The organism is Kribbella sp. NBC_01510 (assembly GCF_045040325.1).
Classification (GTDB): Bacteria; Actinomycetota; Actinomycetes; order Propionibacteriales; family Kribbellaceae; genus Kribbella.
In genome coordinates, this window is sequence record NZ_CP109418.1 from 4,943,296 (window position 1) to 4,966,212 (window position 22,917).

At 68.7% G+C, this 22,917-nt stretch carries 23 protein-coding genes; 9 read left to right on the forward strand and 14 right to left on the reverse strand.

All coding sequences use genetic code 11. From position 1 onward, the window contains the following. The first annotated feature begins 22 nt into the window (after positions 1 to 22). From OG558_RS24840 to OG558_RS24850, 3 genes are read left to right on the forward strand one after another with little or no spacing between them, the layout of a single operon-like run. Positions 23 to 1,882: a glycoside hydrolase family 15 protein gene (locus OG558_RS24840; protein WP_405065167.1), complete on the forward strand. Its 1,860-nt coding sequence runs from the start codon at positions 23 to 25 to the stop codon at positions 1,880 to 1,882. Beyond that, positions 1,879 to 3,213 carry an NAD(P)/FAD-dependent oxidoreductase gene (locus tag OG558_RS24845; RefSeq protein ID WP_405065168.1) on the forward strand — a complete coding sequence of 445 codons (1,335 nt, stop codon included), beginning with the start codon at positions 1,879 to 1,881 and terminating at the stop codon, positions 3,211 to 3,213. Before OG558_RS24840 ends, OG558_RS24845 begins: the two co-directional genes overlap by 4 nt. Positions 3,214 to 3,223: 10 nt before the next feature. After that, entirely contained in the window at positions 3,224 to 4,777 is a 1,554-nt protein-coding gene (locus tag OG558_RS24850; RefSeq protein ID WP_329475020.1) for a GMC family oxidoreductase, read from the forward strand. A 3-nt stretch (positions 4,778 to 4,780) separates the two neighbouring features. On the opposite strand, the gene OG558_RS24855 is transcribed toward OG558_RS24850, so the two are convergent. The 3 genes from OG558_RS24855 to OG558_RS24865 all read right to left on the reverse strand — a co-directional run bounded on the left by OG558_RS24855 (position 4,781) and on the right by OG558_RS24865 (position 9,426). Continuing rightward, entirely contained in the window at positions 4,781 to 6,895 is a 2,115-nt protein-coding gene (locus tag OG558_RS24855) for an AAA family ATPase (RefSeq protein ID WP_405065169.1), read from the reverse strand. 202 nt (positions 6,896 to 7,097) lie between these two features. Continuing rightward, entirely contained in the window at positions 7,098 to 8,507 is a 1,410-nt protein-coding gene (gene zwf / locus OG558_RS24860) for a glucose-6-phosphate dehydrogenase (protein WP_405065170.1), read from the reverse strand. Between the two features lie 163 nt (positions 8,508 to 8,670). Beyond that, positions 8,671 to 9,426 (reverse strand): GntR family transcriptional regulator, encoded by a 756-nt coding sequence (locus tag OG558_RS24865; protein ID WP_405065171.1) that lies wholly within the window; start codon positions 9,424 to 9,426, stop codon positions 8,671 to 8,673. Positions 9,427 to 9,683: 257 nt separating this feature from the next. Here OG558_RS24865 and OG558_RS24870 point away from each other — a divergent pair, with 257 nt between their 5' ends. Then, positions 9,684 to 10,451 (forward strand): alpha/beta fold hydrolase, encoded by a 768-nt coding sequence (locus OG558_RS24870; RefSeq protein ID WP_405065172.1) that lies wholly within the window; start codon positions 9,684 to 9,686, stop codon positions 10,449 to 10,451. A gap of 29 nt (positions 10,452 to 10,480) precedes the next feature. Here the strand turns inward: OG558_RS24870 and dnaN are convergent, their stop codons facing one another. Further along, positions 10,481 to 11,614, reverse strand: a complete 1,134-nt coding sequence (gene dnaN, locus OG558_RS24875; protein WP_405065173.1) for a DNA polymerase III subunit beta — start codon at positions 11,612 to 11,614, stop codon at positions 10,481 to 10,483. 140 nt (positions 11,615 to 11,754) lie between these two features. Between dnaN and OG558_RS24880 the strand changes: the two genes are divergently transcribed. Continuing rightward, entirely contained in the window at positions 11,755 to 12,138 is a 384-nt protein-coding gene (locus OG558_RS24880) for a cupin domain-containing protein (RefSeq protein ID WP_405065174.1), read from the forward strand. Positions 12,139 to 12,180: 42 nt separating this feature from the next. Here OG558_RS24880 and OG558_RS24885 read toward each other — a convergent pair whose 3' ends face one another. Both OG558_RS24885 and OG558_RS24890 read right to left on the reverse strand, forming a co-directional pair. Then, the gene (locus OG558_RS24885) at positions 12,181 to 13,035 is read right to left on the reverse strand and encodes a S1 family peptidase (protein ID WP_405065175.1); all 855 of its coding nucleotides are present in this window, start codon (positions 13,033 to 13,035) and stop codon (positions 12,181 to 12,183) included. Between the two features lie 125 nt (positions 13,036 to 13,160). Next, the gene (locus OG558_RS24890; RefSeq protein ID WP_405065176.1) at positions 13,161 to 13,742 is read right to left on the reverse strand and encodes an AAA family ATPase; all 582 of its coding nucleotides are present in this window, start codon (positions 13,740 to 13,742) and stop codon (positions 13,161 to 13,163) included. Between the two features lie 148 nt (positions 13,743 to 13,890). Here OG558_RS24890 and OG558_RS24895 point away from each other — a divergent pair, with 148 nt between their 5' ends. From OG558_RS24895 to OG558_RS24910, 4 genes are all read left to right on the forward strand, one after another. Then, positions 13,891 to 14,487 carry a muconolactone Delta-isomerase family protein gene (locus OG558_RS24895; protein ID WP_405065177.1) on the forward strand — a complete coding sequence of 199 codons (597 nt, stop codon included), beginning with the start codon at positions 13,891 to 13,893 and terminating at the stop codon, positions 14,485 to 14,487. A 391-nt stretch (positions 14,488 to 14,878) separates the two neighbouring features. After that, positions 14,879 to 15,442, forward strand: a complete 564-nt coding sequence (locus OG558_RS24900) for a VOC family protein (RefSeq protein ID WP_405065178.1) — start codon at positions 14,879 to 14,881, stop codon at positions 15,440 to 15,442. A 73-nt stretch (positions 15,443 to 15,515) separates the two neighbouring features. Then, positions 15,516 to 16,223 (forward strand): phosphatase PAP2 family protein, encoded by a 708-nt coding sequence (locus OG558_RS24905; protein WP_405065179.1) that lies wholly within the window; start codon positions 15,516 to 15,518, stop codon positions 16,221 to 16,223. Further along, positions 16,160 to 16,879, forward strand: a complete 720-nt coding sequence (locus tag OG558_RS24910; protein ID WP_405065180.1) for a phosphatase PAP2 family protein — start codon at positions 16,160 to 16,162, stop codon at positions 16,877 to 16,879. Before OG558_RS24905 ends, OG558_RS24910 begins: the two co-directional genes overlap by 64 nt. Positions 16,880 to 16,926: 47 nt before the next feature. On the opposite strand, the gene OG558_RS24915 is transcribed toward OG558_RS24910, so the two are convergent. The 8 genes from OG558_RS24915 to OG558_RS24950 all read right to left on the reverse strand — a co-directional run bounded on the left by OG558_RS24915 (position 16,927) and on the right by OG558_RS24950 (position 22,908). After that, entirely contained in the window at positions 16,927 to 17,232 is a 306-nt protein-coding gene (locus OG558_RS24915) for a hypothetical protein (RefSeq protein ID WP_405065181.1), read from the reverse strand. 6 nt (positions 17,233 to 17,238) lie between these two features. Next, the gene (locus OG558_RS24920; protein WP_405065182.1) at positions 17,239 to 17,985 is read right to left on the reverse strand and encodes a ParA family protein; all 747 of its coding nucleotides are present in this window, start codon (positions 17,983 to 17,985) and stop codon (positions 17,239 to 17,241) included. After that, positions 17,982 to 19,487 carry a CHAD domain-containing protein gene (locus tag OG558_RS24925; RefSeq protein ID WP_405065183.1) on the reverse strand — a complete coding sequence of 502 codons (1,506 nt, stop codon included), beginning with the start codon at positions 19,485 to 19,487 and terminating at the stop codon, positions 17,982 to 17,984. Before OG558_RS24925 ends, OG558_RS24920 begins: the two co-directional genes overlap by 4 nt. A 190-nt stretch (positions 19,488 to 19,677) precedes the next feature. Continuing rightward, positions 19,678 to 20,352 (reverse strand): HAD family hydrolase, encoded by a 675-nt coding sequence (locus OG558_RS24930; RefSeq protein WP_405065184.1) that lies wholly within the window; start codon positions 20,350 to 20,352, stop codon positions 19,678 to 19,680. Positions 20,353 to 20,572: 220 nt separating this feature from the next. Next, a complete protein-coding gene (locus OG558_RS24935) occupies positions 20,573 to 21,043 on the reverse strand; it encodes a hypothetical protein (protein WP_405065185.1) in 471 nt (156 codons plus the stop codon). A 286-nt stretch (positions 21,044 to 21,329) separates the two neighbouring features. After that, positions 21,330 to 21,791 carry a hypothetical protein gene (locus OG558_RS24940; RefSeq protein WP_405065186.1) on the reverse strand — a complete coding sequence of 154 codons (462 nt, stop codon included), beginning with the start codon at positions 21,789 to 21,791 and terminating at the stop codon, positions 21,330 to 21,332. After that, the gene (locus OG558_RS24945; protein ID WP_329475038.1) at positions 21,788 to 22,483 is read right to left on the reverse strand and encodes a TetR/AcrR family transcriptional regulator; all 696 of its coding nucleotides are present in this window, start codon (positions 22,481 to 22,483) and stop codon (positions 21,788 to 21,790) included. The genes OG558_RS24940 and OG558_RS24945 overlap by 4 nt, the downstream gene beginning before the upstream one ends. Next, a complete protein-coding gene (locus OG558_RS24950; RefSeq protein ID WP_405065187.1) occupies positions 22,480 to 22,908 on the reverse strand; it encodes an ester cyclase in 429 nt (142 codons plus the stop codon). The genes OG558_RS24945 and OG558_RS24950 overlap by 4 nt, the downstream gene beginning before the upstream one ends. Positions 22,909 to 22,917 lie beyond the last annotated feature (9 nt).

Genomic DNA, 22,917 nt, shown 5'->3' on the forward strand with positions numbered 1-22,917 from the left:
CCACTGTGAAGGAGCCCCCGCCATGCCCTCGACCTCACCGTTCCCGCCGATCGCGGACTACGCGTTCCTGTCGAACTGCCACACCGGTGCCCTGGTCGCCCCGGACGGATCGGTCGACTGGCTCTGCGTGCCCGCGTTCGACGCGCCGAGCGCGTTCGGCAACCTGCTGGACCGCGGTGCCGGGTCGTTCCGGTTCGGTCCGTACGGGATCAACCAGCCGACCGCCCGGGTGTATGTTCCGGGCACCAACGTCATGACGACCACCTGGCACACCCCGGCCGGCTGGCTGCTCGTCCACGACGCGCTGACGATGGGTCCGTCGAAAGGCCCCGACACTGTCACCCCGCACACCCGGCCGCCGGCCGACGACGACGCCGACCACATGCTGATCCGGACCATCGAGTGCCTCGAGGGCTCGGTCGAGGTCGAACTCGTCTGTGAGCCCGCCTTCGACTACGGCCGGGTCCCGGCCGAATGGACGATGGTCGGCGAGGACGCGCACGCCGCGGACGCGACCGGGGCCGGCCAGACCTTCCGGCTCAGCACCGACATGCTGATCGGTATCGAGGGTGGCTCCGCCCGCGCCCGGCACGTCGTCTCCAAGGGAGAGAAGGCGTACTGCGCGCTCTCGTGGGCCGAGGGCCTCGCATCGCCGGCGGACCTGGCCGACGCGCAGGCACGGATCGACGCGACCATCAGGTTCTGGCGCAACTGGCTGGCGAGGGCCCGGATCCCCGACCACCGGTACCGGCATCCGCTGGAACGCTCGGCACTGACCATCAAGGGCCTGACCTACATGCCGACCGGAGCGACGATCGCCGCGCTCACCACGTCGTTGCCGGAGACGCCGGGTGGCGAACGCAACTGGGACTACCGCTACACCTGGATGCGGGACAGCACGTTCACCCTGCAGGCGCTGCACTACCTGAACCTGGACTGGGAGGCCAACGAGTTCATGCAATTCGTCGCCGACCTGGAGCCGAACTCGGACGGTGGGCTGCAGATCATGTACGGCGTCGACGGCCGCCGCGACCTGGCCGAGTCGACCCGCGACGACCTCACCGGCTACGAGGGCGCCAAGCCGGTGCGGATCGGCAACGGCGCCTACAACCAACGGCAGAACGACGTGTTTGGGGCGGTGCTGGACTCGGTGCTGCTGCACACCGTCCGGAGCAAGCGACTGCCGCGCCGGCTCTGGCCGCTGGTCCAATCGCAGGCAGAGTGCGCGATCGCGAACTGGCGCGATCCGGACCAGGGAATCTGGGAGGCGCGCGGCAATCCCCAGCACTACGTCTCCTCGAAGCTGATGGGCTGGGTGGCCCTGGACCGCGCGGCCAGACTGGCCCGGATTCGCGACGAGGAGGACCTCGCCGACCTGTGGACGAAGACGGCCGAGGAGATCCGCGACGACATCCTCGAGCACGGGGTGAGCGACCGCGGCGTGCTGCGACAGCACTACGAGACCGACGCGCTGGACGCGTCGACCCTGCTGGCTCCGTTGTTCGGCTTCCTGCCGGCCGGCGACGAACGGATGCGGGCGACCGTCGAGGCGATCGACAAGGAGCTCACCGAGAACGGGTTCGTGCTGCGCTACAAGACCGACGAGACCGACGACGGTCTGTCCGGTAAGGAGGGCACGTTCCTGATCTGCTCGTTCTGGCTGGTCTCGGCGCTCGCGATGGTCGGTGAGATCGACCGGGCCCGGAGTCAGTTGGAGCGGCTGCTACGGATCGAGTCGAAGCTCGGGCTGTACGCCGAGGAGTACGAGGTGGACCGGGCCCGGCACCTGGGCAACTTCCCGCAGGCGTTCTCACACCTCGCCCTGATCGGGGCGGCCGGCCGCATCATCCTGGCCGACTTCCGGGAGGAGTTGTCGCTGTGACCACGCAGATGGAGAGCCCGCACGTCGTCGTACTCGGTGGCGGGCTGGCCGGGGTCGCGTGCGCACACGGCCTCGGGGACGGAGGGGTCCGGGTCACACTGGTCGACCGCAACGACTACCACCAGTTCCAGCCGCTGCTCTACCAGGTCGCCACGTCGCAGCTGCCGGCCGAGGACATCGCCCGGCCGCACCGGACCATCTTCCGCGACTACCCGACGGTCCAGATCCGCACCGCCGATGTCGCGGAGATCGACGCCGGGAACCTCACTGTGACGCTGTCCGACGGCGATCGGATCACAGGCACGCACCTGGTTGTCGCGGCCGGCGCGCGACCGGAGTTCTTCGGGGTTCCAGGCGCTGCCGAGCACGCGTTTCCCCTGTATTCCGTCGCCGACGCGGAGCGGTTGCGGCGGCACTTGCAGTCCACGCTCCACGCGGGTTCCGCAGCGGAGCCGGAGGACGAGGGCGCCCTCGATGTCGTCGTGGTCGGCGGCGGTCCGACCGGGGTCGAAATCGCCGGCGCGCTCACCGAGCTGATGACCGCGCTGGTCGCCACGGAACGGATACCCAAGCCTGGGACGATCACTCTGGTCGACCGCGGCAGCGCACTGCTCGCACCGTTCTCCCGCAAGTCGCACAAGTACGCGCACAAGCGGCTCACCAAACAGGGCGCCGAGCCGCGACTGGGGACGGGAGTCGCCGCTGTGCACGCGGACCGGGTCGAGTTGGACGACGGTTCATCGATCCGGACTCGGACGGTCATCTGGGGCGGCGGCGAGTCGGCCGCTTCGGTGGTGGGGAACGTGGCGGGGCTGACCACCGGTCGTGGCGGCCGGATCGACGTACTGCCGGACCTGACGGTGGACGGGCTGCCGCACGTCTACGCGGTCGGTGACGTTGCGAACATCCCGGCGAAGGACGGCACGATCCTGCCGCAGCTGGGCTCGGTCGCGCAGCAGTCCGGTGCGTGGGCCGCCGCCAACATCCTGCGTGAGCTCCACGGCGAGAAGGCCGAGCCGTTCCGCTACAAGGACAAGGGGATCATGGCGATGATCGGCCGGAACGCGGCCGTCGCCGAGGTCGGCAAGCATCGGCACCAGGTGGAGGGCCCGGTCGCCTTCGCGGCCTGGCTCGGGGTGCACGCGCTACTCCTGAGCGGTGCGCACAGCAAGACCGACGCGTTCCTGGCCTGGGGCTGGGACTACTTCGACCGCGACCACGCGGCAACCGTCGAGTGGTCCGCGACGGCGCATCGGATCGCCTGGGGTGACGACTCCGCCGACGTCCCGCACATCCGCGTCGACTCGGCGAGGCCGGGCGACGGCAACTGAGGAGGACAGCATGGCCGAGCAGTACGACGTCGTCATCGTCGGATCGGGAGCGGGTGGCGGCACCCTCCTGCACAGGCTCGCGCCGTCGGGACGGCGGATCCTGATGCTGGAGCGGGGTGACTGGCTCCCGCGCGAGGCCGAGAACTGGGACGCCGAGGCCGTGTTCGTCGACAACCGTTACGTCTCGCCGGACCAGTGGTACGACCGCGAAGGCAAACCGTTCCAGCCGCAGGTGCACTACTTCGTCGGTGGCGCGACCAAGTTCTACGGCGCCGCGCTGTACCGGCTGCGCGAGCGCGACTTCGCCGAGCTCAAGCACCACGGGGGAATCTCGCCGGCCTGGCCGATCGCGTACGACGTGATGGAGCCGTACTACACCCAGGCCGAACAGCTCTACCAGGTCCACGGTGCCCGGGGCGAGGATCCGACAGACCCGCCCGCGTCGGCGCCGTACCCGTATCCACCGGTCTCGCACGAGCCGCGGATCCAGAAGCTGTTCGACGACATGGCCGCGGTCGGGCTGCACCCCTTCCACGCACCGTGCGGGGTGATGCTCGACGAGAGCCGGCCCGCGTTCAGCGCGTGCATCCGGTGCGCGACCTGCGACGGGTTCCCGTGCCTGGTCCACGCGAAGGCGGACGCGGACGTCATCGCCGTCCGGCCCGCAATCGAGCACGACAACGTGACGCTGCTGCGGAATACCCTCGTACGGCGCCTCGAGACCGACGCGACCGGCCGTACCGTGACGGCGGTCGTCGCCGAGGTGGACGGCGAGGAGCAACGGTTCGCCGGCGACATCGTCGTACTGTCGGCCGGTGCGGTGAACTCGGCCAAGATCCTGCTCGCGAGTGCCGATGACCGGCATCCGCACGGGCTAGCGAACGGGTCCGACCAGGTCGGGCGCAACTTCATCTTCCACAACAGCCGTGCCTTCCTGGCGATCTCGACCGAGAAGAACGACACCCGGTTCCAGAAGACGCTCGGGATGAACGACTACTACTTCGGCGACGCCGACTTCGACTACCCCATGGGCAACCTGCAGATGGTGGGCAAGTCGTCGGCACCGATGTACCGCGGTGAGAAGCCGGTCGAGACCCTGCTGGCGCCGACGTTCGCGCTGCGCGACGTCGCCGAGCATGCCGTCGACTTCTGGCTGTCGGCCGAGGACCTGCCGGATCCGGAGAACCGGGTGACGCTCGACCGCGACGGCAACGTGGTGCTGGCGCACACGCCGAACAACGGCGAGCCCATGGAGCAGTTGTACAAGCGGGTCAAGAAGAACCTGAGCAAGCTGGGCATGCACCCGCACCACCTGATCCCGCGCAGCATCTACATGAAGAACGACATCCCGGTCGCCGGGTGCGCACACCAGGCCGGCACTGTCCGGTTCGGGCACGACGCGGCGACCTCGGTGCTGGACAGCGACTGCAAGGCGCACGAGCTCGACAACCTCTACGTCGTCGACACCAGCTTCTTCCCGAGCATCGGCGCGGTGAACCCGGCGCTGACCGCGATGGCGAACGCGCTGCGGGTCGGTGACCACCTGCTGGAGCGCCTTGGCTAGACCTCAGCGAGGCATGCCGATCCCGGCCATGATCTCGACCGCCTGTCCGCGAGAGGAGGCACCGAGCTTGCGATAGACCGACTGCACCTGCGACTTGACGGTGTGCCGGGAGACGTACAGCCGCTCGGCGATCTGCGGGAACGACAGGTGGGTCGGCAGCAATCGGACCAGTCGCAGTTCGGCCGTCGTCAGCGAGGAGATCCCGGCGGCCGCGGACACGGTGATCTGGTCGACACGGGTGTGCAGTTGCCCGACGGCCGCCGGCAGGGTGCCGAGGTCGGGCCGGCGGCGCAGGATGTTGTGGGCCTGTTCGAGGACGGCACGCGCGCCGGAGGGGTCGACGAGGGCCATATATGTCCGGGCGAGTTCGAGCAGGGTCTGGACCGACACGCTCGGCAGGGCGTAGGTCAGCAGCGGTCGTAGCTCGGCGGCACGGAGGACGAACTGGCGGGACTCGCGCATCTCCCCGCGGTGGGCGGCAGCGTGCGCGGCGACCGCGTAGACCAGGGCACTGGTCCAGTACGCCTCGAAGTGTCCGGTGTCGACGAGTTCGACGGCACGCTTGATCATCGCGTCGGCGGCGGCTCGCTCGCCCCGTTCGGCCGCGATCAGGGATTGCTCGGCCAGGACCAGGGCCGCCAGTGGGGTGATGCCGAAGCCGGTCGCCACGTCGTACGCGTGGTTGAACCCGGCGTCGGCGCGCTCGAGGTCTCCCTCGAGCAACCAGGACATCGCCTCCGACTGCAGCATCGTCGCGCGGAACGGGCTGGCCGGACTGAGTCCGTCGAGGGCGAGGACGCTGTCCGCACGCATCGCCGCGGGTCCCTGCCGGCACAGGTTGGCCCGCAGGTACGCCAGGGTCGCCGCGACGGTGGTGCCGTCCGGCAACGTGCCGCCGACGGGGAGACTCTCGGCGACACCGGCCCAGCGCTCAGCCTCGTGCGGCCGGCCGAGCAGGGCGAAGATCAACGCGCCGTGCGCTGCGATCGCGGCGTGGTGCGGTGCCCGTGGGCGGCCGTCGAGGAGTTCCATCCAGCCGCGCACGGTGTCGACCCGGCCGCTTGCCCAGACCGGTTGCATCAGCTCGAGGACGAGCCGCGCGACCCGTTCGGCGTCACCGGCCGCGTCGGCGTGATCGATGGCGGCTTCGGCCATCCCGTTCGCCTCGTACCAGTCGGCGGCGCGGGTATGGAGCTCGCTGCCGAGGTCGGGATCGCCGCGCCGGAGCTCGGCCTGCAGGAACTCGCGCAGTAGATGGTGATACCGGTACCACTCGCCGCGTCGGTCGAGGGGGACGACCAGCAGGTTATGGCGTTCGAGATCCTCGAGCATCCGGGCCGACTGCTTCCCACCCACGACGGCGTCGCACAGCGGCCCGCTCATCCGGTCGAGAATCGACGTACGGACGAGGAAGTCCGCCTGGGCGGGAGAGAGCCGGGCCAGCAGCTCGGACCGAAGGTAGTCGTCGACCAGGCGGTCGTCGCCGCTGAAGCTGAAGCCGGCCGCCGGCGAGCCGGACTGGATCGCCAGGGCGGCCAGGTACAGACCAGCCGGCCAGCCCTCGGTACGCCGTACCAGTTCGTCGACCTCGGCGGGGGACACCTCGGCGTCGGCCAGGCGCAGTAGCGCGGCCGCTTCGGCGTTGTCCATCGCGAGGTTGTCGACGCCGATCTCGACGATCCGGCGGTCGACCCGCAACCGGGACAGGGGGAGCGGCACGGCATCCCGCGACGCGACGGCGAGCCGCCAGCCGGCCGGTACCCGGAACGCGAACTCGGCGATCGACGTCGAGCAGTCGGGGCTGGTGATCTCCTCGACGTGGTCGAGCACGACCAGCACGGGCGAGCGCAACGCGCTGATCGACTCGACCAGCCGGGGTACGACGTCCACGCCGCCACCGGATGCAGCGAGTACAGCGCGCGCGTCCCCGCCGACCGGCTCGATCTGGTCGAGGGCGTCGAGGATGCCCGTCCACAAGGTGACCGGGTCGTTGTCGGAGCGTTCGCACGACACCCGGGCCACCCGCGACCCGAACCGCTCGATCCATTGGGCCAGCACGGTCGTCTTGCCGTAGCCGGGTGGCGCCACCACGGCGACCACCGGCTCGTGCGATTCCATCAAGCGACTGATAACTGCGGTCCGCGCGACCAGGCGCTCACGCCCACCACGGACTCCTGACCCCACGCCGTCAAACCCGGAGGTCACTGTCGGTGGTGCAACGGGAACGGAGGCTGCACCCGAACCAGTGTCCGGCCCCTGCACACGGCCGACAATACGCCAGCAGGCTGAACGCGCCAGGGGTCCCGCTCGGACCCCGGCGTCAGCTCGGAATCCAGGGCTTCCGCCAACCGCCAAACCCGGCCGGTACTTCGTCGGCCGCGGCCGGCCCCCAGGTCCCGGGCTGATAGGTGTGGATCGGCGTCGGTGCGTCGGCCAACGGTTGCATCACCCGCCACTGCTCCTCGACGGCGTCCTGGCGCGTGAACCGGGTACTCTGCCCGGTCATCGCCGCATGCAGCAGCACCTCGTACGGCGTGGGGCCCTCGCCGCCCTCCTGCGCGAACTCCATGTCCAGCTCGATCGGCGCGATCCGGCTCGTGTCCGCACGGTGCGCGTCCACCCGGATCCGGACCCCGGTCGTCGGGTCGAGCTTGATCACCAGCTGGTTCGGCTCGGCGATGTGCCCGCGGGGTCCGAAGCCCAGCCGCGGCGGCCGTTTGAAGACCAGCCGGAGCTCGGTCTGGGTCACCGGCAGCCGTTTCCCGGTGCGGATGAAGAACGGCACACCGGCCCAGCGCCAGTTCTCGATGTCGAGCCGCAGCGCGGCGTACGTCTCAGTGGTGGAACCCTTCGCGACCCCGTCGATGGCGAGGTAGCCGTCGTACTGGCCGCGGACGTAGTTGGCCGGATCGGCCTCCTCGATCGCGCGGAACAAGGCGACCTGCGAGTCCTTCAGTGTGATCGGATCGCCGCGCGACGGTGGTTCCATCGCGGCCGCTGCGACCACCTGCATCAGGTGATTGACGACCACATCGCGCACCGCCCCGACGGGGTCGTAGAAGTGGCCGCGATCCTCGACACCGAAGCTCTCCGCCATGGTGATCTGGACACAGTCCAGGTAGTTGCGGCTCCACAGCGGCTCGAGCACGGCGTTCGCGAACCGCAGGTACAGGATCTCCTCCAGCCCCATCTTCCCGAGGTAGTGGTCGATCCGGTACAGCTGCGATTCATCGATGTACTGGTGCAGTTGGTCGGCCAGGTCGTGAGCCGACTGCTGGTCGTGGCCGAACGGCTTCTCGACCACCACCCGGGCCCCCGTTGTCAGCCCGGCCTCGGACAGTCCCTGCACCACCCGGCCGAACAGGAAGGGCGGGATCTCGAGATAGAAGACCGGTGTCTTGGCGCCCTTGATCGCCTGGCCGACCCGCTCGTAGACGGACGCGTCGGTGAAGTCGCCACCGACGTACGACAGCCGGTCCGCGAAGCGGTCGAAGATGGCCTTGTCGACGATGACGCCGGTGCCCTCGATCGACGTCCTGGCCCGGTCGACCAGTTGGTCGAGGGTCCAGTCGTCGGCCGCCACTCCGACGATCGGGCAGTCGAGCAGACCGCGCGCCTCCAGTTGGTACAGCGAGCGGAACGTCATCACCTTGGCCAGATCACCGGTGATCCCGAAGATCACCAGCACGTCCGCGGCCGGCGCCTGCGAACCCGTCGGCGTCAGTGTCATGCCGGCCTCCTTCGATGCCCGGGAGATCAACCTGCGGTCACAGGTCATCCTCATCCGCCGTCCGGGCGAGCGGCATCCTCCCAGACGGGTGATTCGGCGTCCTGCGGCCGTTCCCGATTCAACGGTTGTCGTGAAGGTGGCGTGAGGTACGGCGTCGGATGGGTCAGTTCGCCGTACGGCGGCGTTTGCGGGGAGCGGCCTCGTCGGGTGTTTCGATCGGCTCGGACGCCGTCTGGAGGTCGTGGTAGGCCTTGCGGGTGTGTTCGGTGTGCTCGCGCATGATCTGGGCCGACTTGTCCTCGTCGCCCTCGCTGATCGCCTTCACCAGGCGGTTGTGTTCGCGCCAGGAGGCGGCGCCGCGGACGGGTGCGACCGGCGTGTAGTACCAGCGGACGCGGCGATCCACCTGGGCCGCGAAGTCGACCAGGAAACGGTTGCCGGACATCTGCGTGATCAGGCTGTGCAGTTCGCCGTTCGTCCGCACTGTGGCGTCGATGTCGCCGGCCTCCTGGTACGCCGTGCCGACCTTGCAGAGCTCACGGAGCTTCGCCACGTCGTCCTTGGTCGCGTGCCGGGCCGCGAGCCGCGCCGACTCCGACTCCAGCGCCGCGCGGGCCGCGAGCAGCTGGTCGACCTCGTCCTCGGCGGGCACGTGCACCATCGCGCCGAAGCCCGGCCGCAGATCCACCCAGCCCTCGTTGCTGAGCCGCTGCAGGGCCTCGCGCACCGGCTGCCGGGAGACGCCCAGCATGCCGGCCAGCTCGACCTCGACCAGGTGCCGGCCGCGCTCGAGCGTACCGTCGATGATCATCTCGGTCAGGGCCTCGTACACGGACTCGCGCAACGGCGTCGGCCGCTTGACGTGCCGCACACCGGCCGGTTCCGGCCCCGCCCCTGGGCCCGGGCTGGTGGTGGTCATGAGGTCCTTCCCGACACAACTGGAGAACAGCACGGCACTTGGTAGACAGTCTACCGAGTGCCAGGTGTGCTGCCGGCCAGGCTGCCGCGGCGGTGTGCAGTCGGCTGTATACCTAATCCAGCTGTGGTGAGCCGGACGGGGTGCCGATTGTGCTCGACCGTGTCGGTAGTGTCGTGTGATGTGGATCACAGGATGTCTGTTTCCCGTGAATCCCGTTCGACGGATAGGCAGGAATCCCGAGAGAAGGGTGTGTGGTGATGGAGAAGGTCACCTCGAAGGACGGCACCGAGATCGCGTACGACACCTATGGGAGCGGGCCGGGCCTCGTGCTCGTGGCCGGCGGTTTCACCGAGCGCTCGCGGTACGCGGCCGATGCCGAGGCGCTGGCGTCGGCGTTCACCGTGGTGAACTACGACCGGCGTGGTCGCGGCGACTCCGGCGACACGCTGCCGTACGCGGTCGAGCGTGAGTGGGAGGACCTCGATGCGGTGCGCTCGGCGACCGGGGCCCGGTTCGCCTCCGCGTACTCGTCCGGGTCGATGGTGCTGTTCCAGGCCGGACTGCCGTTCGAGAAGCTGGCGGTGATGGAGCCGCCGTTCCGGGTCGAAGGAGCACCGGAGCCGCCGGAGCGGTACGTCGAGCGGTTGCAGGAGTTCGTCGCGGCAGGGAACCCCGGTGGCGCGGCCGAGCTGTTCATGGTCGAGGCGGTCGGACAGCCGAAGCAGGTGGTCGACCAGATCCGGGAGACGCCGATGTGGGCCGGGATGGAGGCCATCGCGCACACGCTCGTGTACGACGCCCTGCAGTTGCGGGACAGCGCCGTACCGCTCGAGCTGCTGGCGTCGATCGACGTGCCGACGCTGGCGCTGTACAGCAACGCCAGCCCGGCGTGGATGCAGGAGTCCGCCAAGCAGACCGCGGCCGCGCTGCCGCACGGCAAGGCGGAGGGGTACGACGGAACCTTCCACACACTCTCGCCGGAAACGATCGCGAGGGCTCTGACGGACTACTTCCTGCCTACGTGATCTTGGTCGGAGCCCGGGGCAGTTTGACGTCAGCTTGGTAGTCGCATGGGCATCAGGATGTACGCCGAGTCCGCGGACGGAGTCTCGTCGGGGGAGCGGAGGCCGGTGAGGTTCGCCGGTTTGGTCGGCTGGGTGAAGGCAAAGTGCGCGATCGGCGCGCCGAGCGACGCGAGCCCGTCGAGCAGGTAGCCCGCGTTGAATCCGGCCACCACCGGCTCACCGGTGAGCGTCGCCTCGACCGACTCCGAGGCCTGCGCCTCCTCGCCGCTGCCCGCGTCCAGTGCCGCCATGCCATCCGCGAACGTGATCCGCACCGGCGCTGTCCGTTCAGCCACCAGTGCGACCCGTTTGACTGCTTCGAGGAGCGCCGCCGTGTCCACGGTCACCGTGCTGGCGATCGCACCCTCCGCGGGGATCAGACTGCGGACCTTCGGGAAGTCGCCGTCGATCAGCCGGCTCGTCGCCCGCCGGCCGCCGCCCGCGAACCCGATCAACCCGTCCCCTGTGCGGGTCGAACCGAGCGCGAGCGTGAGGTCGTGACCGGCCATCCCCTTGGCCACGTCGGAGAGCAGCTTCGCCGGGACCAGCGCGTTGGCCTCGCGGTCCGGATCGACCGGCTCCCACGGGAACGTCCGTACGGCGAGGCGATAGCGGTCGGTCGCGAGCAGGGAGATGGTCGCCCCGCGGATCTCCAGCCGGATCCCGGTGAACACCGGCAGCGTGTCATCCCGGCCGGCCGCACTGACCACCTGCGCCACGGCCCGGGCGAACACGTCCCCATCGACCACGCCGCTCGCCGCGGGCAGCTCAGGCAGCGCCGGATACTCGTCCAGCGGCAAGGTGTGCAGCACGAAGCGGGAGGTCCCGCTGCTGACCTCGACCTGGGCCGCTTCCCCGCTCAGATCCACCGTGTCCCTGGGCATGCTCCGGCAGATGTCCGACAGCAGCCGGCCAGACACCAGCACTCGCCCCTCGTCGGCCACCTCCGCCGGCACAGTGACCTGCCCGGAGCTCTCGTAGTCGAACCCGGACAACGTCACCTGACCGTCCGCCGCCTCGACGACCATCCCGGCCAGAATCGGCACACTCGGCCGGCTCGGCAGCCCCTTGGCCACCCACCCGACCGCCTCGGCCAGCACCTCACGCCCAACCCGAACCTTCATCCGCACTCCTCCCCATCTCGTCCCCCGACTCAATCACCCGCGACGGACAGTTTCGGTTCGCACTGGGAGAACGGGCCGAAAGTCCCTGCCCGAGCCGCTCGCCGCGGCGCACGATCGGAGGACAACGAAGGGGGCGGATCATGACCGGATGGGTCGGCGACGTCGGCGGGACGGCGGAGGGCAACACCTACTTCCGCGAGGTGCTGTACACGGGGAAGGACATGCAACTGGTGGTGATTAGCCTTCGACCTGGCGAGGAGATCGGCATCGAGAGTCACGACCGGGTCGAGCAGTTCGTCCGCGTCGAGCAGGGACACGCCCGGGTCGCGATGGGTCCCGCCAAGGACAAGATCACCGAGACGCGTGATCTCGAGCGCGGCTCCGGCGTGGTCGTCCCGGCCGACGTCTGGCACAACGTCGTGAACACAGGTGACGGCGAGCTCAAGCTGTTCACGATCTACGCTCCGCCCGAGCACCCGCACGGCACTGTGCACAAGACGAAGGCGGACGCGGAGAGCGACTGACCCGGCCGCGCCTCAGTGGGCACGGCCGGATCATCGGCCGGATCAGTAGACGGTCACGCCGTACGCGCTCGCTGCTTCGGTCACGGGCTGGAAGAACGTCGTACCTCCGCTGCTGCAGTCGCCGCTGCCGCCGGACGTGAGGCCGAGCGCCTTCGTGCCGTCGTACAGCGGGCCGCCGGAATCGCCGGGCTCCGCGCAGACGGTCGTCTGTATCAGTCCGCCGACCCTGCCGCCGCCGGAGTACCGGACGGTGACGTTGAGCGCGGTGACCTTGCCGCTGTGGGTTCCAGTAGTCGAGCCCTTGCGAGTGACGGTCTCACCGACGACCGCGTTGGCCGCGGTGTAGCCGCCCGGGTGGCTCAGCGACGCGTTGTCGTACCGCACCAGCGCATAGTCGTTGCCGGGGAAGCTGTAGTTGATCGTCGGGCCGATCAGCGTGGAGTGGTTCGAGTTGGTGTACCAGGTGTTCGCCACCTTCCCGCAGTGGCCGGCGGTGAGGAAGTAGTAGGTACCGCCCTTCGACACGTTGAAGCCGAGCGAGCAGCGGTACTGACCGCCGTAGATCGCATCACCCGCCGCGAGTAGTGGCGTGAAGACGCCCCTCGTGCGGTTGACCTGAACGGCATCGTGCTTCAGCGCAGCGACGTCGGATGCGGAGACTGTGCTATCCGCGGTGACTACGACTTTGCCGGACGCCGAGTCGGTGTACCAGGCAATGCCTTTCACAGCTGATCGCTCCACTGCGGCACTCGCGGCGGCGAGCCTGGCTGCCGGAGAGGGCTGCTTCGCATCGGCGGCCGGTACGGCGTACAGCGACGCGGCGACCACGCCGACGGCGGTCAGGAGCTGGGCGGTCCGGGCCAGGCGGCGGCGGACGGACGTGCGTTCGTTCCTCACAGGTTCCTCCTGAGGAGTGAACGGGACCTTTGGGCGGGGTCCCTCGAACCGTCAGGCCGGTGACGTGCCGCCACCAGCTGACACTCAGGAGTATTTGCCCGGGCAGAGTTACGAGCAACCGCTGGTCAGTCGTCGAAGGCGATCCTCGTCAACTGGTTGGCCTGGCCCCGGGTGAGGATCGTGGCGGACGCGGCACCAGGGACGACCCGGCCGGGGTTCGCCGTCGCCTGCTCGAGCAGGTCGGGCCACCGGCGGCAGTGGGTGGCCATACTCCCTGCGCGTACCACCCGGCCACGGGTCCACTGGCCGTCGCGCGCCACGTCACCCGGTACGTCGAGCAGCACGAGGTGCACAGGCAGTCCGGCCCGTTTGGCCCGCCATCCGATCACCTGCCGAACCCACGGCCGCGTGGCGCAGTCGTGCACCACCATGGGGCCCTTGTGTCGACCCATCGCCGTCAGGACGAGCACGTAGTACGTGAGATGGAGCAGTGGCCTCCACCACGCATAGGGGAGGACACCGAGCACCGGCATCCAGCGGGCCCGGAGCCGCTCGGAGTCGACGACGCGCACGCCGTCGTACTCACCGCCCACCGGGTAGAGGCGCCGGAGCAGAGTGGTCTTGCCAGCTCCCGGGATCCCGGCCAGCACCACCAAAGCCTGCGCGGGGTACTGCAGCTCCTGCACCCTGTGAGCGATCCCCAGCATCAGCGTCCTCTCGTCGGTACTTTCGTTCGTCAACGCACGTGAGACGCACACCGTTCCGCGAACGAGTCGCAGAACGGCTGAGAACTGCCTAGGAATTTGCTGAGAGGTGGAGAATCGATCCGTCGCGGCGAACGCTCAGGAGGCCGACATGCAGTACCTGGTCACGATGACCACGCAGGTCCCCGCCGGAGTCTCGGAAGCAGAGGTCGACGAGGTCCGCGCCCGTGAGTCCGTCCGGTCCGGCGAGCTGATCGCCGCTGGTCACCTGCTCCGTCTGTGGCGTCCACCGCTCCAGCCTGGCGAGTGGCGCACTCTCGGCCTCTTCGAGGCGGCGGACGAGGTCCAGTTGGAGGAAGTGCTGGCGTCCATGCCATTGCGGATCTGGCGCCACGACGAGGTCACACCGCTCACACCGCACTCGAACGACCCGGCGTCCCCGACTCCGCTCCACCTGGACTGGACCGAGTACTTCACAGCCTTCACCCTGACGATCCCGGAGGGCGCGGACTCCCAGGCCAGGCTGGAGGCCGAGGCGAGCAGTACGCGCAGACTCGCTGCCGAGGGCAATCTCGTTCGCCTCTGGCGTCTTCCATCCGGACAAGCCCTCGGCCTCTGGCAGTCCGACGACGCCGAGGAGCTCCAGAAGGTCCTCGACACCCTCCCACTGGCTGAGTGGCTGCAGACCGACCTGGTCCCCCTCACCACCCACCCGAGCGACCCGGCCCACGCCACCCCAGCCGCCTGACAAAGGCGCCCGGCAGCGCTCGAACCTGCGACCAACGGATGTGAAGGCGAGCTGAACGGCGCTAGCCGGCGTGCGGAGGATGCCAACCGGTTTCGGCGGCCCACCGCTCGGCGGCTGCCATCAGTACGTCGCTCGCCGGGTCCTTGATCTGGCCGTACGAGTTGAAGTCGTTCACCGCCAGCGACAGCCGGTGCTTGAAGCGCGCCCACGCCTCGCGGCAGCCTCGGTCCGCGTTGGGGGACTCCGAAGAGCAGCGCGTACCGCTCGTTCGGGCGGCCGGTGATAAGGACGTGCACGTTGCCCGGCCGAGTGCCCGCCGGGGGGACGGAAGACGCGCTTGTCCCACGCGGACGGGTCGCCGTCCCAGCCGTCCTGCCACTCCGTCAGCTTGATGTCCATTCATCGTCGCCGTCTCGCGCCGAACCGCCCGCCGCATGCTACGAGCCACCGGCAGCCGGCGCGACGAAATATCCCCGGTCCCGTGGAGACGACGAAAGACCCCCGCCTCTATGGTGGACCGATGGTGTCGGTCAAGCAGTTCCAAGTCACGTTCGACTGTGCAGAACCTGAGCGGGTCGCTCGTTTCTGGTGCGAGGTGCTGGGGTACGTCGTACCGCCGCCACCCGAGGGGTTTGCGACGTGGGACGATTTCGATCGCGCGCAGCCGCTGGAGCGGCAGGGTTCCGCATTCGCATGCATTGATCCCACCGGTGTGGGCCCGCGACTGTTCTTCCAGCGCGTTCCCGAAGGCAAGGTCGTCAAGAACCGGGTGCATCTGGACGTGCGGGTGGGCACCGGGCTCGTGGGTGACGAGCGCCTGGCCGTTCTCGAGGCCGAATGCGTACGACTGGTCGCGCTCGGCGCAGTACGCGGGCAACTGCTGCTTGCCGATGGCGTCAACGAGTCGTGCCAGAACATGCAGGACATCGAGGGCAACGAGTTCTGTCTCGACTGAGTGGCCCCGAACCCTGGGACCTGCGCGAGTCGACTTGCAGTCAGAGTGCGAACTTGGTGGGTACAGGTTGGTTATGACGACGCGGCGGGCAGGTGCGATTGCGGTCGTCCGGACGCGGAGTTGGCGGTTGCTCCGTGGTGTCTTGGCGATGCTGGTGTTCGCGCTGCCTGTGGTGCTCCTCGGGCTGGCGGTGCGACAGCAGTTCGATCCGCTGATCAAAGCCGACGAGGCGGCCATCCGGGCGGCCACCGGGTTCAGCGTTCGACATGGGCTGATACCGGCGCTGACCGTGATCCAGGCCGTCAGCCAGCCGATCTTCGTCTACCTCGTGGCGACCGTGGTGGTGGTCTGGACCTGGAGGTCCAAGAAGCTCAAGGGGCGGGCGTTGTGGGCCTTCGTCACGATGATGGTCGGCTGGGGAATCGGCGGCATAGCCAAGCCCATCGCCCAACGCGCCCGGCCGGTCGTCAGCGATTCGGTGCCGCATGCGCAGGGCTACTCGTTCCCCTCCGGCCACGCCCTGAACATCACCTTGGCGGCCGGCGTCCTGGTCTTCCTGCTCTGGCCGCTGCTGTCCGCCACCCAGCGCCGCATCGCCGTCGCGCTCGCGATCGTGGTGCCTGTGATCGTCGGTCTGGACCGGCTCTTCATCGGCGCGCATTTCCCGTCCGACATTTTCGCCGGGCACGTACTCGGTCTGGGCATTATGTTCGCTTCATGGATCGGATTCATCGGCAAGACGGCGTCGACCTCCTCACCAGGACCGTCGCACCCGGCGTAGCCCTCGGTGGCATCATCATCGGCTTCGGGCTCGCACTGAAGGGACCACTCGACGGGATCTCCCACGCCGAGGAGGCGGTCAACAAGGATCTTGCCGCCGACCGGACCGGAACCTGGAACACGATCACCGCGGTGTGGTCGCAGATCGGCAACACCGCGGGGGTGATCGCGGTCTGCATCGTGGTGTCGTCCCTGTTGCTGTGGCGGACCCGGGACCTGCCCCTGGCGCTCGTCGCACCGGTCGCGATCGCCATGCAGGGACTGAACTTCCTGATCGCGGCCAAAGTCGTGGATCGCGATCGTCCGCAGGTGGAGAAGCTCGACGCGTCACCACCGACCGCGAGTTACCCCAGTGGGCACGAAGGTGCGTCGACCGGCCTGTACTTCGCCTTCGCGCTGCTCGCGCTGCGCATCGAACGCGCGTGGCTGCGATGGACGACGGTGATTCTCTGCCTCGCGATGCCATTGCTCGTCGGGTTCTCGCGGCTCTACCGCGGGATGCATCACGTCACAGACGTCAGCGCGGGGATGATCAACGGCGCCATCTGCGCCCTGCTCGCATACGGCTGGTACCGCCACTGCGCGTCTCGTCGGCGACGAAGCCCTGCACCGGAGCCCGCTGCCGCCACCCGGCGCCGCTCGCCGCACCATGGATAGCCCACCCGGAGCGGAGTAGTCGGAGCCCGAGGTGCTGGCTTACTCAGTTAGATCTCTGCGTCGTACCCGACCAGTTCGATCAGCGCCGCCCGGAGAACCTCCAGTCGGTCCTCGCCGAGCTGGTCGGCCCAGGTGCGCTCGACACTGCCTCCGGCTTTGCGGGACATCGGCCGGATCACGAGCCCGGCCTCGGTGAGTACGACGAGCGACGCGCGCCGGTCGTTGGGGTCCGGACGGCGCTCGGCCAGCCTTCGACGAGGCGCCGGCGTGAGAAGGCCCGCCCACCCAACGTTGGCTCGATGCGCCTCGCGGCGAAGCTGGGATTCACCGAGGGAGAGCGTGCTCGACTTCAAAGGGGCTCATAACTTCGCATGGAGCCGGGCTTCGTCCCACAGGCTGCGGTAGGCGACCGACGCCGGGGAGGTGCGGGCCCAGGCCACCACCGGGGCGCGGCGTACGCCCATCTGCTCGACGACCGAGGCCATCGGAATCACGGTGCTCGCAACGTCCTGGTGTTCCTTCGGGAGTTGCTCGGACAGGTCGCGGTGCAGCCGGCGACGGCGGTCGACCATGGACAGGAACGCGAGCAGGTCGGGCGCAGGCCCCTTGGCCTCGGCGATGAACGACCGCAACTGGTCGAGCGTGCGCACCGACAGGGGAGCGGGCACCAGCGGAGCGAGGACCAGGTCCGCGGCGCGCACGATGCCCTCGGACACGAGCGACACGCTCGGCGCACAGTCCAGTACGACGGCGTCGTACTCGTCGGCCATGCTGTCGAGGAGCCGGCCGAGGCGGCGGGTCGGCTTCTTCTGCGCGTCCAGCAGCAGGTCGAGGTTGCGGTAGGAGAAGTCGGACGGCAGCAGGTCGAGGTTGTCGAAGTCACTCGCTTTGACGGCGTCGCGGAGGTCACGCTTGCCGGAGACGAGCGCCTCGCCGCCGCCCTTGACCTTGGGCCGGATCCGGAACAGGTACGTCGCACCGCCCTGCGGATCCAGGTCCCACAACAGGACCCGGTGTCCGCTCTCGGCCGCCAGCCAGGCCACGTTCGCCGCCGCGGTCGTCTTCCCGACACCGCCCTTGATGCTGTACGACGCGACGATCCTCATCGGCTGGTCACCATCCTTGCGTAGAGACGCTGGTTGTGTTTCCGGTTGAACCGATGCCAGCTGTCCGCCACCTCGGCACGCGCGGCGTCCTGACGAAGGCGCAGGTGGTGCTCGAGGCGACCCATCGCCATCAGCGTCGCCGGGGGCGTCCCGGCCTCGGCGAGTTCGACGGCGTACTGGTGGACGCTGATGCGTTGGGCCTCCGCGTCCTGGAACTCGCCGAGGATGTCCTGCAGGAGCTTGAGCTCACTCACGGCCTCGCTTCGGACGTCGGCGCCGTACAAGCTGCCGAAGAACTCGAGCAGGTAGCGCAGCTCCTTGCAGCGCTTGCGGAGGTCGTGCACGGCTTCGGCCGGAGAGGCGTCGGTGATGGCGTCGCCGCGCTTGGCGACGCGCTTCCAGGCGCGGCTCAGCAGCTCGTCGGCGACCTCGATCACCGGGCGCTCGACAGACCCCGGGACCGTCAGCTCACGTCGCCATCCATCGAGCAGCGCGGCGAATCGTTCGGACCGCAGTGCGCGGTTGAGTACGGCGTGCGCCCTCGTGCAGTGCCGCGTGAGCTGCTCGCGGAACGGTTCGAGCTCGCTCGATGCGGACACGTGGTTGATCAGCTCGTCGAAGCCGAGCAGGTACACGTCGAGATCACGGCTCAACGAGGTCTGGTCGGCGAGCCACTTGAGCTCCACGACGTACCTCGCCCGGATGTCCTCGTCGATCGTTCCGTGCGCGAACTTCAGCACGGCTCGGGCACGGCGCACCGTGACACGCAGATTGTGGAGGAACTCGGTGTCCAGTTGGCGAAGCGTGCCCTCGACGTTGTCGAGGACGATCTCTCGTAGTTGCGTGAGCGTGCCGGCGAACGCCTGGGTGGCCGGGATCCGCGAGGTGAACTCCAGGTCGGGCTTCGACCGGAAGCTGCGCGGATGGAGACCGGCGGCCCGGAGGACCGACTCGAAGAGCGGCTCCTTGGCCGGCCCGAACCCGGGGATGGCGTCCAGCGTCCGGCACACCTTTGCCGCGTCCTTGTCGTAGCCGCGGAGAGACTCGACCGTGGCCCGCACGCCGACGGGGGCGCCGTCCCGGACCGTTGTCGGACCTTCGACGACGATCCGGGCGACGGTCTTCTCCTCGGGGCCGAGCACCGAGAGCACCTGAACAGGACCGCTCGCGACGACGCGCGGCAGCAGCGCGCGCACACCGATCAGTTCGAGGACGCGGTCTCGCGTCGAACCGTCCGGAAGGGAGTGCGCGGTGACCGCTGTACGGCCGGTCGGCTGTCGGGAGATCCGCTGCCCTTCGAGGTCGCTCAGCACCAGCCACGACTCGCGGTTCCGCGCGTGCTGCTCGAGCAGCAGCCCTGCCCGGAACAGCCGCCAGTCATGTGTGTCGAACCAGACTCTGCGCTCGGTGTAGTGGACGTCGACGCGCACCGGCAACGCGTCGGTCAGCACGTCGACGCACGACGGCGCGACCGCCTCGTCGACCACGAACTCAGCCGTCACCCTCGGCTCCCGGGAACGCGACGTGAACGATGAATGAACCCAGATTCTGTGTCACTCCAGTGAACTACGGCATGCCCTTGTCGCGCAGCGGGCGCGCGGACTACCGGTGCCGATATTCGGCCGGCAGTACCGCGCCTCTCCTGCGCGCGGACGAGGCCGCGGGACTGGGCGACGTCGCATTGGTGGGCAGCTAGCTTCGATCGGACAGCGACGTCACCAGTGGCGGGGTGATGTCGTCAAGTGCGTGCACGACCACGGATGCGAGGCTGAGGGCATCCTTGTCGGGCGGAAAGGCCTTGGTGGGAACTGCGATGACGCGCAACCCCGCCTGGGCAGCCGACCGCAGTCCGTTGCTCGAGTCCTCGATTGCGACCGCCTGCTGTGCGTCCACGCCCAACCGCCGTACCACCTCCTCGTAGACCGCAGGCGACGGCTTGCCGGCCCGGACCTCCTCGGTGGACACGGTGACACGGAACTTGCTGGCCAAGTTCGCAGACTCGAGGACCGCGTCGATCAGCTGCCGCGGTGACGACGACGCCAGTCCTAACGGCCAGTGGAGCGCCAGTCGCTGCACGACCTGTACGGCGCCTGGCAGCAGCGGCAGCCGTGACCGGTATCGGCTCGCCATGCGGTCGATGACTTGGGCCGCCACGTCTTGCGGCCGGCCAGGTACTCCGATCACGTCGGTGAGGTAGGCCGCCCACTCTGGCGTGCTCATACCCTGCAATGCACGGGTCGCGCCGTCCGGCCAAGCCCGGCCGGCTTCGACGGCGACCCCGCGCCGAACCTCGTCCCACTGCTGTTCGGAGTCCACCAGAACACCGTCAAGGTCGAAGACGACCGCCTGCACCTCGCGCTCCGCCATTGCCCTCCCTGGGTCTCCTCGTACAGGTTATGCGCGTCCGAGGCGGTGGTCGTGACCGAGTTGCCGCTCCCGTTCGCCCGCATCGAGTAACCGACAACACCCTGGCGCGACGATGACCTGCGCACCCCAGCCACGTTGCTCGAGATCGCAGACCTCGACGTAGTCACCGGCCGGCGCGAAACGAATCACCGCGCCAGGATCACGGTCGTCGGTGTGCGGGTCAGCCGTTGATGTAGAACTCTTTCCCGTAGTGGTAAGACCCCGGGAGCGGGCCCAGCCAGATGTCGATATAGATCCAGGCATCGTATGGGAGGTCGTGGGAGCCGCCATCCGACTCCTGGGCATGGACGCATGTTCCGTTCCCGCCCGAGGCGGTCAGGGTGTAGCGGGTGTTGTATTGACCGGACGAGCTCTGGGTGGCGACGTTCATCCTGGGTGCCAGTCCATCGGCTGCCGTGTCGCACAGATAGACAATGTCGCGGTATTCCTCGATGCACACCGTGCCCCCGTTTGCGGAGTCTGTGGTGGTCCAGACGTGGTCCCACGTCCCGGCGCCCTTGCAGTAGGTGGTCGCCGTCGCCGATGACGACGCAGCAGGCGCAGCAGACGCTGTGGGCGCGACAGCGAACATTGCGACACATGTCATCAGCGCGGTCGCGACCGCACTGAACTTCCTCGACAGCGACGTCATGGATGCATCATTCCTAACACGATTGAGTGATTTGTTATCACCGAATCTAACGGAATGACCGGGGCGCCGACCTCAGACTTCTGCCAGCGGCAGAATCGCCTGTGCCGGTCCGAGCCGGGGCATGCCTGCGACGAGCATCGCGACGAACCGTGTACACCCACCAGCCCGGATACCTGCCGGGCATGTCGCCGCGCGTGCAGGCCACATGTTTTGCGTGCCGCTCGCGGACAACGAAGCCGACCCGCGATCGTCCACGGCCGCCGAAGCTGCGCAGTGTGATGTACGGCTATCGAGTGAGGACGGCCGTGAGCAATCCGGCCAGGGCGAGGGATTGGAGGGCGGCCCGGGTCCAGATGACGCTGTCCCAGCGTTGTTGCAGGGCCCGGGTGTCGGGTGGAACGGTGTGGTTGGCCGCGGCCGCGCGGAGCTGCTTGTTGATCGGCGCGCTGATGCGGCTGTAGATCGCGAGCCAGGCCAGCAGCGCGGCCAGTGCGATCGCGCTGCCTATGCGTGCGGCGTTGTGGCTGGTTGCGGTGACGAGCGCGGTGGCGATGAGTGCGATCGCGCCGGGGGCCGGCAGACGGCGGTCGCCGTACTCGTGGACCCGGCCGAGCAGGTCGGCCACGGAGGCGTCGGCGGCACCGACGGCAGCGGGGCGCAGGACGAGCGCGGCGAAGATGTCCGTGCCGTAGATGATGCCGGTGGTCGCGATGGCGACGAGCGCGGCGGCGGTGGCTAGGGTGCTCACGGCTGGTTCTTTCTGGTCGATCGTGCGGCGCGCCGACGCGGCGTTGGTGCGGGGAGGGCACGGGTGAGGCAGTCGGTCAGCGCGTCGTCCAGCAGGGCGTGTAGTGCATCGGGGTCGACGTCGACGCGGCCGACGACCCGCAGCGCGATCAGCCCGTGGGCTGTTGCCCACAGCTGCAGGACGTGCCGCTCGGGCTGCGGGTCTCCGGCGTCGGTGAGCAGTCCGGTCAGGACATCACCGACGGCCTGTCCGTCGGTCCACGTGTCGGTGACGGGCACCCGTACGCCGCCCAGGCCGTACATGAGCTGGTACAAGTCGGGTTCGGTCAGGGCGAAGTCGAGGTAGGCATGTCCGGCCCGCCGAACGGCGGACGCCTCCGGGTCGGATGCGCGGTCGGTGGACGCGGAGGTCGGCAGCCGGCCCGCGGCGTCCATCGCGTCGCGCAGACGAACGAATCCGTCGCGGACCAGAGCGAGCAGGATGTCGTCGCGGCCGGTGAAGTAGCGGTAGGCGAAGTTCGCCGAGTACTCGATCTCCTCGGCCAGGCGTCGCATGGTGACCGCGTCCCAGCCCTCGCGCCGTGCCAGCTCGCGGGCGGCGGACAGGATCGACTCACGGGCTGCGGCGCGTTCCCGCTCCCGGCGCTGTCGCGCCGGTGTCGGCGTGGGATCACCTGACGCGTCGACCGTCACTGGACGCCGGCCTTGTCGGCGGTACCGCTGAGTTGGGCGAAGAATGCCTGTCCGTCCAGCTGGTCCCAGTGCTCCACGGCCATGCCGTCGACGACGCGCCAGATGTCGATGGAGTGCATCACCACACGGCGTCCCGTCGGGGGTATGCCCATGAAGGACCCCTGGAACGTGGCGTGGTAGGTGAATCGACCGGCAACGCGGTCCCCGTCGACCAGGACATCGTCGAGGCTGACCTCCGTGTCCGGGAATGCCGCGAACCACAGCGTCCAGAACGCCCGGTTCGCTTCGCGTCCATCGTCGACGAACGCGTTGTGGTTGATGTAGTCAGCCGCGACGAAGCCGTCGACCGCATCCGGGTCATGGCCGTTCATCAGGTCAGCGAAAGCGTGGGCCACTGTTGCGAATCGGCGGTGGGTGGTGCTCATGTTCATGAC